Annotated in this window: 5 protein-coding genes and 1 pseudogene; 3 read left to right on the plus strand and 3 right to left on the minus strand. The window is 52.6% G+C overall.

The genetic code is table 11. From position 1 onward, the window contains the following. Positions 1–764 precede the first annotated feature (764 nt). Complete coding sequence (locus tag MXE39_RS12415) at positions 765–3,986, plus strand: heavy metal translocating P-type ATPase (RefSeq protein ID WP_246979004.1); 3,222 nt, start codon at positions 765–767, stop codon at positions 3,984–3,986. A 254-nt stretch (positions 3,987–4,240) separates the two neighbouring features. On the opposite strand, the gene MXE39_RS12420 is transcribed toward MXE39_RS12415, so the two are convergent. Further along, positions 4,241–5,662: an MATE family efflux transporter gene (locus MXE39_RS12420; RefSeq protein WP_246979003.1), complete on the minus strand. Its 1,422-nt coding sequence runs from the start codon at positions 5,660–5,662 to the stop codon at positions 4,241–4,243. Positions 5,663–6,554: 892 nt separating this feature from the next. Here MXE39_RS12420 and nifU point away from each other — a divergent pair. Continuing rightward, on the plus strand, positions 6,555–7,487 hold the full coding sequence (nifU, locus tag MXE39_RS12425) for a Fe-S cluster assembly protein NifU (RefSeq protein WP_246979002.1): 933 nt from the start codon (positions 6,555–6,557) through the stop codon (positions 7,485–7,487). A 571-nt stretch (positions 7,488–8,058) separates the two neighbouring features. Beyond that, positions 8,059–9,306 carry a cysteine desulfurase NifS gene (nifS, locus tag MXE39_RS12430; RefSeq protein ID WP_246979001.1) on the plus strand — a complete coding sequence of 416 codons (1,248 nt, stop codon included), beginning with the start codon at positions 8,059–8,061 and terminating at the stop codon, positions 9,304–9,306. An 833-nt stretch (positions 9,307–10,139) separates the two neighbouring features. Here the strand turns inward: nifS and MXE39_RS12435 are convergent. Further along, positions 10,140–10,337: pseudogene (locus MXE39_RS12435) on the minus strand (flagellin); the annotation flags it as partial. A 413-nt stretch (positions 10,338–10,750) separates the two neighbouring features. Further along, a complete protein-coding gene (locus MXE39_RS12440; RefSeq protein ID WP_246979000.1) occupies positions 10,751–11,083 on the minus strand; it encodes a hypothetical protein in 333 nt (110 codons plus the stop codon). Positions 11,084–11,382: the final 299 nt, after the last annotated feature.

An 11,382-nucleotide genomic window follows, 5' to 3' on the forward strand; every position in this document is an offset into this window, starting at 1 on the left:
GGCAGCCTGTGAATCAGGGCATTCTACTTTTTTCATAAGCCCTGATTCTACTATATATTTGCAGATTACGATACGTATTTAGTGCTAGTACTCAGTGGGTCAAAACTTTTGAAATCTGATACTAGAGCTCTTGGCTTTTCTGTTTTATGGGCCCTGTAAAAACGAAATCATGTCTATGGCAGGGTCAGCCATGGGCCTGTCAGGCTCGTGCAATGTTCCGGGCAGGTGGCAAAGTTTCTTTTGCAGTACGGTCGTGTTGTGCCGTGGAGGCGTCAGATCGTGCCCTGGGACGGTTTTTTGCTGATTTTGCGGTGATTTCGTGGTGATTTGAGGCTGATTTGGCTGGGAAACGGGTTTTTTTATCGGTCCAAAATTTTGGACTGGGTCATATTTTCGGTCTTATGGCGCTTATCGGGTTGTGATTTTGGTTATACACTGCAGTTTCACGTCATCTGCTTAACCGGCATAGACGTCATCACACAGCCGGTTAACGCATTGGGCTGAGCAATCTCAGATTAAGCAGTTTACTGAAAGTCACCTTGCCTCAGGCCGTCCTGCGTGCCTTAACTCAGGATCACAGCGCAAAGAGCTGACTGGCTGCCCGGCAGGCTGCGCTCTGCCATCTGCAGAGCCGGGCGGCGGATGCTGCCTGCTGGGCCTGCAACTGCAGCATGCAGCTGTTGGCTTCAGCATACAGCAGGTGAATTTTTTGATGTGTAATGGTGTTTGACCCTTGCGGAGCCATGCCGCAGTGAGGAGAAATCATGAGTGAAATGCACAGGCAGAGTTTTGCCATCAAAGGTATGTCATGTGCGGCCTGTCAGGCACGTATTGAAAAGGCCGTAGCCGCCGTGCCCGGAGTTCAGTCCGTATCCGTCCAGCTGCTGCAGAACACCATGGCTGTAAGCTTTGAGGGTGGCAGCTGCTCAGATGACCTTATCTGCAACGCTGTTAAGGGAGCAGGCTATGAAGCTCAGGCTTTGAGCTCCGGTGCCCATGGCAGGTCAGGGCGCGCTGGTGATGGGACCTCTTTGTCGGCTGCCGGTGAGACTGAGGCACGTGATGTTGCCAGAAGACAGTTTTCCCTGATTGCTTCGGCAGTGCTTACCGTAGTGCTGATGATTGTTTCCATGGGTCCTATGACGGGTATCAGCATTATCAGTGATGCTCTTGTCAGTGCCTGGGTTCAGCTGGCCATAAGTCTTTTTGTAATGGTGCTCAATTATCATTACTTCACCTCAGGTTTTAAGGCCATGCTTGGATTTGCGCCCAACATGGACTCTCTGGTTTCCGTTGGTGCCGGTGCCTCCTTCCTCTTTTCGTGCTACAGCCTTTATCTAATCCCGCCGGGCTTTGATGCTGCTCACCTGCATGATCATTACTCACTGTATTTTGAGTCTGTGGCAGCCATTCTTACTCTGGTATCAGTGGGCAAGTATTTTGAGGCCAAAGCAAGGCATAAGGCCGTCAGCGCTATTGCCGCTCTATATGAGCTGGCCCCGGATACGGCGGTCAAACGTGTTGCTGATGGCAAGGGCGGTTTTGAAGAGACCACTGTGCCTCTTGATGACATTGTGCCTGGCGATGAGATTATCCTGCGCAATGGCGATCGCGTCGGTGTCGACTGCGTGGTTATTGAAGGATCGGGTGTTTTTGATGAAAGCGCCCTGACAGGTGAAGCCCGTCCGGTAACCCGCAAGGTGGGTTCTCCTGTCACCTCGGCTACCTTCATGCGCGATGGCTATGTGGTCTGCCGGGTACTTAAGACTGGTGCCGATACCACCTTGTCGAAAATTATTGCCCTGGTTGATGAAGCCAACAGCCAGAAAGCTCCTATCTCCCGTATAGCCGATCGCATTTCCTTTTTCTTTGTGCCGGCTGTAATGCTCATTTCTCTGGTAACAGCCATCATCTGGATTATGGAGGGAGCACCTCCAGGCACGGCACTGACCTTTGCCGTATCCGTACTGGTGGTGTCCTGTCCTTGCGCCCTTGGCCTTGCAGCCCCAACTGCCATTATGGTGGCTACCGGCCGCTCAGCCTCCATGGGTATTCTCTTTAAGAGCCCTGAGGCCATTGAGCAGTTAAGCCGCGTCAATATCATGGTCTTTGACAAGACCGGCACCATCACCGCAGGCAAAATGTCGGTTGCCAGGGCAGACATGCACGAGAGCAGCCCTCTGACCCGCACTCAGGCTCTGCAGCTGGTACTTGCCATGGAGCAGCGCTCTGAGCACCCAATTGCCCGTGCCCTTGCCACCTGGTGCCGCGACGAGCTGGTCAGGGAATCAGCACCGGCTGCCACGGATGACCATTTAGCAATGGGCACGCCTGGCGCAGTCGCCACAGCCGGCGCAGCTGCAACAGCCGGAGCCGGCGCCGGCGCCGGCGCAGCCAGTGCAGGCGCTGCCGGAGCTGGCGCGGTCAGCGCCGCTGAAATGGCCCGTCTTACCGGCTTTGGTGATGGGGACATTGAGTACTTCAAGGTCCATGAGGGACGTGGTGTAGAGATGAAGGTACGGGGCCATGTTTACTACATGGGCAGTACCGAATTTATGAAGGGCATGCACAGCAGCCGGGCTGATATTGCTGAAAGCCGGGAGCGTCTTGAGGAGGCTTATGTTGCGGCCAGTGAAAAGAGCTCTGAGCAAAAGCGCCTTGATCAGTATCTGCTCGTGCATCTGTTTGATGCCAGTCAGGAGCTGGCTGCTTTTTACCTTGGTGACCGTGTCCGTCAATCAGCCCAGAAAATGGTCAAAATGCTCCATATCCAGGGCGTGCGGCCGCTTATGGTCTCAGGTGATCGTTTCTCAACTGTGGAGGCTGTTGCCCGCAGAACCGGTATTGATACCTGGAAAGCAGCCTGTATGCCGTCTGACAAGGCATACCTGGTAAATAAGCTCAAGGGAAAGGAAAATGTCGTAGCCATGGTGGGCGACGGTATTAATGACGCTCCGTCTCTTGCTGCCAGTGATGTCGGTATTTCCCTGGCCGGAGGCACCGATATTGCCGCATCCTGTGCGGACATCATTGTTATGCGTGACGATCTGACCACCATTGCCCGTGCCATTGCTCTGTCCAAGCTTACCCTTGGCAATATCAAGGAAAACTTCTTCTGGGCCTTTGTCTACAATATCTTCTGTATTCCACTGGCCGCCGGTCTCTTTGTTCAGTTTGACATGCAGCTCAACCCTATGGTGGCCGCGCTGCTCATGAGCATGAGCTCAGTGTGCGTGGTAGGCAATGCCCTGAGACTGCGTAGCATGCCTCTCAATGCCCTTGCTGGTGTTTCTACCAAACACTGCAAGGCCATGGCCTGCAAAGAGTGCGAAAACTATGCTGTCTGTGGCTCCCAGCACGGTGGTGACCTTGCCAAACAAAAGAATACCGCCGCCCGCCTTGACCTGTCCTTACCTGCACGTGTGGCCGTAACCGGCGGACCACTGCCGGCAGCTGACGCCGCAACCGGCTCCCAGGCAGCTGCCGCTCCGGCCAGCTCCACAGCCAGTGAATCCTCATGCTGCAGCCCAGGCCATGGCTGCGCCTGCAGCGCTGATGACCAGTCCTGCACCAGCACAAGTACCAGCACCAGTACAAGCACCAGTACCAGTACCAGCGCCGCCAGCTCAGAGCCTGACTCTGAAAGTGGCAGCTGCTGCGGGGAGAGCAGTGGCGAGTGTGGCTGTAAGGACAGTCTGCAGAGTACGGATGCAGTACACAGTGGCAGTCTGCAGGCTCAGGCTTTTGCACAGCAAAGTGAGGTTAGTGAGTTTATGGAAAAAACAGTACAGATTGAGGGTATGAGCTGTCAGCACTGCGTACGCAGTGTGACCCGGGCTCTGAGCGCTCTGCCTGGCTGTGAGGTCATTGAGGTATCTCTTGAAAACAAGTGTGCCCGCATCAAGGCAGCACCTGAGCTAAGCGACGAGCAGATATCAAGTGCCATCACCGAAGAGGGCTTTGAGTGCAAGGGCATTCCCCTGTAGCCGCAGCCTGACTGACGAGTGAACACTCTGATCAGAAGAAAAGCCAAAAGCCCCACACAAAAGCTGTTATCAGCCTCTGTGTGGGGCTTTGCTGTTTGATGCGTGGACCGCAGTGGTCAAGACCAGGGCCGTGACAGGGCCGCGCCCCTTGCTGATGCCATGGCAGGAGCCATGGCGCATGTTGAGGCCCGGCAAAGTACGGCTAACGGCCGAGGCTGGCCATGGCGCTGGCGCTGCGACGGCGCTGGGGCCGGTCAGTTCATGGTTTTAATCCAGTTGCCCCAGCGCAGACGGGCAAGGAAGAGCATGCCTCTGATAGAAAGCTCAACGGCCATGGCAATCCAGACACCGGTAAGGCCGTAGCTTAAGGACAGATACCAGGCCATGCCAAGGCGGATAAGCCACATGGAGCCGAAGTTGAGCAGGCTTGGGATAAAGGTGTCACCAGCACCTACGCAGATGCCATAGCCCACGATGGCTACGGCAAAGAGCGGCTCGGCAAAAGCCTGAATGCGCAGCACGTCAACTGCCAGCTGACGTACATGCTCATCAGGAGTCATTACAGCCATGACCTCAGGGGCAAAGATATACATAAGCATGCCCATGACAGCCATGACCAGAGTGCCAAAGCTCAGAGTAATACGGGCAAAGCGACGGGTAAGGTCAAAACGGCGGGCACCAATGGACTGACCTACCAGAGTGGTGGCGGCATCACCAATACCAAAGCCCGGCATATAGCAGATAGCCTCAATGGTTATGGCAAAAGAGTGAGCGGCAATGGCCACAGTACCCAGCGGAGCCACAATCATGGTGGACACAATCTGGGCTGAGCTGATCATGAACTGCTGAGCTGTAATAGGCAGGGAGATACGCAGTGCTCGTCTTACCACTTCAAGAGTAGGGCGGAATGAGCCCTTATCAATATGCAGGGCCAGGGACGGTGAGCGCATGGTAAGGAAGAAGGTCATGATAATACCGGTAATACCGGCGGCTGCCGCTGTTCCGGCAGCAGCACCCTCAACGCCCATACCGGCGCCATAGACCTCAACCGGACCAAATAAAGGCAGATCGATTATCCTGGTCTCAAAGATAAAGATGAAATTGAAGATAACATCCAGCACGCACATCATGATATTGAGCATGCCTGGCAGCAGCATATTGCCTGAGCAGCGCAGCATGGCAGCTGACAGGAAGTTTAGCTGGAACAGAGGGAGGGCTGCCATGTAGATAGTGAAGTAGGCAGCTGAGTGCCCCACAATCTCCGGAGAACCTCCGAGAAATAGCGGCAGGGATGAGGCAAGGGCGCAGGCAACTCCCGAAACGGCCAGAGCAAAGATCATCAGGACCACATAGCTCTGACGCACTACGATACGTGCCTTGACCTCGTCACGTCCGCCCAGCAGATGAGCTACCTGTACGGAAAAGCCTGACACTGAGGTAATGCAGATACCGGTAAACAGCCAGATTGGGGCCATCATAAGACCTATGGAGGCTGATGCCTGAGCTCCAAGACTGCCCACCATGGCAGCATCGATATACTGCATGGCAATTGAGGACAGCTGAGCCATGATTGACGGCATACTCAGTCTTACTGTCAGTCCAATCTGCTCAGAAAGCGTCATGTCACGGTTGACCATGTCGCTGAGGCTTTCTCTTGCTTTTGCCTGATTAGTCATGCATACCCCTTGCTCTGTTGACCGGGAAGTTAAAAGCTGGCGTCATTATACCCCCTTGCAGCCCGAGCCGCCCGGTCACAGCACCTGCAATGGTCAGCGCAATGGTCTGGCACTGGCCACCGCAGCTGCCACTCGCTGTCCCGTGCAGCCAGCCGGCTGCACGGCAACTGCCGTCCCGGCCAGCCATCCCATTGCTCATAGCTGTATGTGCGCAGCCATGACGCACTGCCGATGCGTCAGCTGGGCATGCGCAGCAACAGCTCTGTGCCAGCGCTACAGATGGCCATAGCCTTGGTCATGACTGCATCCTGTGGGGCTAAGTCAGGCAATGGCAGGGGCAGGGCACGATACAGCAGGCAAATGGTAAAAACCGATGTCGGAAGTGAAAATTTTCCCTAAATCAGACGGGGCATACCGGTGCTTTTAGCATTTTATTAATCTACTTTTGTAATACTGTGCAATAATAGCGACAACCGCCTGTGGCTGTGATTTATATGCCTGTTGATGCCAGGTGAGCTCTCCACCATGAATGGTACTTTTGATCAGTTGTTGGGGACAGGTTAGCATTTGCTAAATCTTTGCATTATCACCTGTGTTATTTCCTGTAAAATTGTATGCCGTTAATTCAGGCCTGTTTATGCAGGAGTTAACAACAGAACCAAGTGAATGAAGCCATTAATCCATGGATATCCTGAAGGTCAGGAATATGGTTTGTAATGAGGGCTTTCAGGATCTAAAATCAACGCGCTGATTTCAGGTCAGCCCAGTTGACCCAGTGCCTGGCAGAGGTATGACGGAGACAGGATGTCCCGCTTATGCCCGGATCTGTTATGTCCGGCACCAGACGGAATGAATCTGTCTGTTTCACCGAATTTAATTGAGGCTTTTAGCTATGTGGGATTACTCTGAAAAAGTTAAAGATCATTTCCTGAATCCACGCAACGCACGTGTTATTGAAGACGCCAATGCTGTTGGTGACGTGGGCTCGATTATTTGCGGTGATGCTCTGAGATTAATGTTAAAGATCAATCCAACCACCGACATTATCGAAGATGCAGCTTTCCAGACCTATGGTTGCGGCAGCGCCATCGCATCCTCCTCTGCTTTAACCGAGATGCTGATTGGCAAGAGCCTGACCGAGGCTGAAAAGATTACCAACCAGATGATTGCTGACTATCTGGGCGGTCTGCCAGCTGAGAAGATGCACTGCTCCGTAATGGGCCGTGAAGCTTTAGACGCTGCCATTGCCAACTACCACGGCAAGACCTATGAGCACATTCACGACGAAGACGGCGAGATTATCTGCCACTGCTTCGGCGTCGGTGCCAACAAGATTAAGAAGGTAGTATGGGAAAACCACCTCACCACCGTTGAGGAAGTTACCAACTACACCAAGGCTGGCGGCGGCTGCCAGAGCTGTCACATGCGCATCGAAGAAATCATCGATGAGGTCTGGGTTGACCTGGAGCGCTGCGGTACCCCACGTCCAGGCTTTGCTCAGACTCCTGTTCAGGGCATCAAGATTGCCACCACTACCGAGAACAAGAGCTGTGGCTGCAGCACCGGCAACACCACTTCATTTGATGGTGCTACCCTGGATTCTCCACACTTCCAGAAAGTTGACGGCGTAGTCAAGGAGCTCAACTCAGGCCTGACCGACGGCTCCCGCATCAGCCTGCTGGGCATTAACGGCGATGAGATCAAGTTCCGCTTCACCGGCAACATCGCTACCGGCATGATGCACGACATGACCTTAAACTTCTTAAAGACCAAGCTTGAAGCCGCCTTTGGCGCTGACTTCTCCAAGCTCAAGATCTCCGTCTAACAGCGCAGATCGCAAGGACATCAGGCAACAGGAGCGCAATTAGCAAAGCCCTCCCTGATGGACCACAGCCGGCAGACTGACCACGCAGTCAGCTGCCGGCCGGGGAAGAGAGCAGGACAGTGCCTTGCATCACCAGCTCAGAACAGCTGACCAGTGCCATGCACTACCAGCTGAGAACAGCAGGGCGGTGCCATGCACCACAGGCCCAGCGCTCCAGGTAAATCCTGGCTCTCCCCGACTGTCAAAGGTCAAAACAGTTTCAATCATGGTACTGAAAGTACCGGCCCGGAAGGGTGCGGGGATTATGCAGCCACTGACACAGGTCAGACCTGCCGCCTCATCATGCCATGGACAGATGACCTGCCCACAGGACAGTCTGTCTGCCCACCGCTCACCTTTTGTTTCACTGCGCCAGCACTAATACAGATGATACTGGCACCAGGCAAAGCGATATCAGTGATAAGACATTGCAGAAAATCGCCTTGCTGTGATGAAAATCCGGCCCGGATAAAACTTACAGCTGCCCGCCGCTCCCCAAATCAGGGGGCATGAGGCAATTGCAGGAAAAAAGATGGATACAAATAACATGGGTGCAGGTACCGGCATTTACCTGGACAACAACGCCACCACAATGATCGATCCAAAGGTAGTTGAGGCCATGATGCCTTACCTGACTACCTTCTACGGTAATCCTTCCTCTCAGCATGGCTTTGGTGTTCCTGTTGAGAAGGCCATCAGCCGTGCCCGTGAGCAGGTAGCTGACTTAATCGGCGCTGAGCACCCTGATGAGATTATCTTCACCTCCTGTGCCTCCGAGTCTGATAACGCCGCCTTATGGACCTCCTTATGGACCCAGAAGAACAAGGATGAGATTGTTACCACCCGTCTGGAGCACCCGGCTATTATCGACACCTGTGAGTTCCTTGCAGCCCGTGGTGTTACCGTCAAGTATCTTGAGGCAAATTCCAAGGGTGACTTAAATCCTGAGGATCTGGCAAAGCTGCTTTCTGACAAGACCGCTCTGGCCTCCATTATGTGGGCTAACAATGAGACTGGTAATGTCTACGACATTCCAAAGCTTTCCGAGATTGCTGCCGAGCGTGGTGTAGTATTCCACTCTGACGCTGTTCAGGCTGTGGGCAAGATTCCTGTAGATGTTAAGAACACTCAGGTACGCATGCTCTCCTTCTCCGGTCACAAGCTGCACGCTCCTAAGGGCGTAGGTGCCTTATACGTTCGTCGTGGTACCCGCTTCCTGCCATACCTCCACGGTGGTCACCAGGAAAGAGGCCGTCGCGCCGGTACTGAGAACGTACCATACATCGTAGGTCTGGGCGTTGCCTGTGAGCTGGCCAAGGCTCACTTAAACGAGCTGGACACCCGCGTACGCAAGCTGCGTGACAAGCTGCAGGATGCCATCGTAAAGACCATTCCTGAGGTTCTGGTAATGGGCGATCAGACTGAGCGTACTCCAAACACCCTGAACGTAGGCTTCAAGTTCATTGAGGGTGAGGCTATTCTTCTCATGTTAAATGAGTACGGTATTGCCGCCTCCTCAGGATCTGCATGCTCCTCCGAGAGCCTTGAGCCATCTCACGTAATGCAGGCTCTGGGCATTCCATTCTCCTGTGCTCACGGTACTATCCGCTTCTCCTTATCCCGCTTCACCACTGAGGCTGAGATCGATCGTACCATCGAGGTTCTGCCAGGTATTATCGGCCGTCTGCGTGAGCTGTCCCCATACTGGAACCAGAACAAGCCACAGCTCAAGAACGTCGACCACGTCTTCGATCCTGAGTCAAACGAGCGCCGCGCCTAATATCCAAACTCCAGCGCCCAGCGCCAGCAGCGCTGGCCGCAGCGCCCTGGCTTTGCCAGCGGCAGCACCTCCCGGGCCGGGTTATCCGGCCCTCACAAAGCCCGGCCATGCCGGGCTTTGTCATCCCCGCCCCACAGCAAAACTCCAAATCCCGCCCATGGCCGTCCCGGCCAGCCCCCTCAGCAACCTCAGCAACAATGCGCCCAGCTGCAATCCAGAACGCTATAGAGTTCTCAATTATCCGCAGCTGCGATCCAGAAAGAACCTTAGAGCTCAATACAGAACAGGTGCGATCCAGAACGAACCTTAGAGCACAATCCAGAACAGTTGCAATCCAGAACGAACCTTAGAGCACAATCCAGAACAGTTGCAATCCAGAACGAACCTTAGAGCTCAATCCAGAACAGCTGAGATCCAGAACGAACCTTAGAGCTCAATCCAGAACAGCTGAGATCCAGAACGAACCTTAGAGCTCAATCCAGAACAGCTGTTATCCAGAACGAACCTTAGAGCTCAATCCAGAACAGTTGCGCTCCATAACGCATTGAGTCCATAATTAATCTGATATGCAATACATAACGATATGTAAAGAATAAACTGTAATATTTGCAATATATACATATTGTTATGTAAAGTATAATATGGAACATCTACGAGCAATAATGTCACTTGCAGCTCGATCGGCATGATCTGCGGTTGACAGCTCTTAAGGAAAATCTGTTCATGTTTTACAGGTATCCAGATACGAAAAAGCCCGCAGGCATTGTGCCAGCGGGCTTTGAATTGCAATCGGTTTATTTAGACCGACTGTCAGTAATTACTGGTATTTGACCTTAGCCTAACAGGGACAGACCCAGTTGTGGACGGGTGTTAGCCTGCATGAGCATGGAGGTAGCAGCCTGCTGAATAATGGACTGCTGTGACAGGTTGGCAGACTCTTCGGCAAAGTCTGCGTCACGAATTCTGCTGCGGGCGTCAGCCTGGTTGGCAGAAACGTTTGCCTGGTTTCTAATGGAGCTCTCCAATCTGTTTAATGTATAGCTATACATTAAACAGGTTATGTATACTGTTTTAATAATCACAAAGTTTACTGCAAAATCAATCTCAAATGCTTGATAATCGCATCTGAATCGCAGATTGCGATTTTTTTGTGCCTAAAATCTCTATACTTAATAATTGTAAGTCAAACAGTCCCTGCTGAACACTTTACGGTATTAGATATAAATAGATCAATATTAAAATAACAGGACAAAATTATGACAAATATGATAGGAAAGGGAAGTTTAGAAATATGACGAGCTAAGTCGGGAGCTCTGTACAAGCCTGACGGAGGGGGATAGGTAGGAAAGGGGGAAATTGGCAGGTTATAAAATTGAGAAGTTATGAATAGAGTATAGGGAAAGAATGCCTTATTTATCGTAATTATAGCGAAACACTAGAGTTGTTAAAACAGTATACATAATCTGTTTTGGATAGCGCCCAGGCCAGCACGAGCGGCATCTACTGCACCAATCATGGCATCTAAACCGGTGATGGCAGCCTCAACACTCTCGATCTTGGAGAATGAAATCTGGTCAGGCTTGTTGTTGGCGCCAGCCTTGCTCCAGAATTTTGTAAGATCATTAGTCTGCATGCCAGCTGCAGATGCAATCTGCGAGAACTTCAGTGCATGAACTTCAAAATCTATGGTATCGCCCTTATTGGCACCAACCTGCAGAGTAAGCTTACCAATCTCGTCCTTGCCCTGGTTCTGGCCGCCACCGCCGCCTTTGGTCATGATGGAGTTGGTGCCAGCGCCGTCGAGGATTAAGGAGCCGCCAAACTTGGTCTGCTTGGCAATACGAGTGATCTCCTGGGCAAGAGCGGATGCCTCTTTGCCAAGGGCCTTACGGTCTTCCAGAGTGTTGGTGCCATTGCGGGCCTGAACTGCAAGAGTACGAATCTTCTGCTACGGCGTATTAAGCTAGTGTGATTTTCATCAAACTTCATCCTTAAGGTCATCTAAAATGTCACAACAGAAGCAATCACGCATGCGCTCATGGCTGAGCTGGGACATGAACTCGCCTAACTCTCTTA

Origin of the sequence: Anaerobiospirillum sp. NML120511 (assembly GCF_023050955.1) — a bacterium.
Lineage (GTDB): Bacteria > Pseudomonadota > Gammaproteobacteria > Enterobacterales > Succinivibrionaceae > Anaerobiospirillum.

What these genes read in the sequence shown, in the direction of transcription:
- MXE39_RS12415 (WP_246979004.1), top strand. Translation starts at nt 765, where the DNA reads ATGAGTGAAATGCACAGGCAGAGTTTTGCCATCAAAGGTATGTCATGT.
- MXE39_RS12420 (WP_246979003.1), bottom strand. Translation starts at nt 5,662, where the DNA reads ATGACTAATCAGGCAAAAGCAAGAGAAAGCCTCAGCGACATGGTCAAC.
- nifU (WP_246979002.1), top strand. Translation starts at nt 6,555, where the DNA reads ATGTGGGATTACTCTGAAAAAGTTAAAGATCATTTCCTGAATCCACGC.
- nifS (WP_246979001.1), top strand. Translation starts at nt 8,059, where the DNA reads ATGGATACAAATAACATGGGTGCAGGTACCGGCATTTACCTGGACAAC.
- MXE39_RS12440 (WP_246979000.1), bottom strand. Translation starts at nt 11,083, where the DNA reads ATGACCAAAGGCGGCGGTGGCGGCCAGAACCAGGGCAAGGACGAGATT.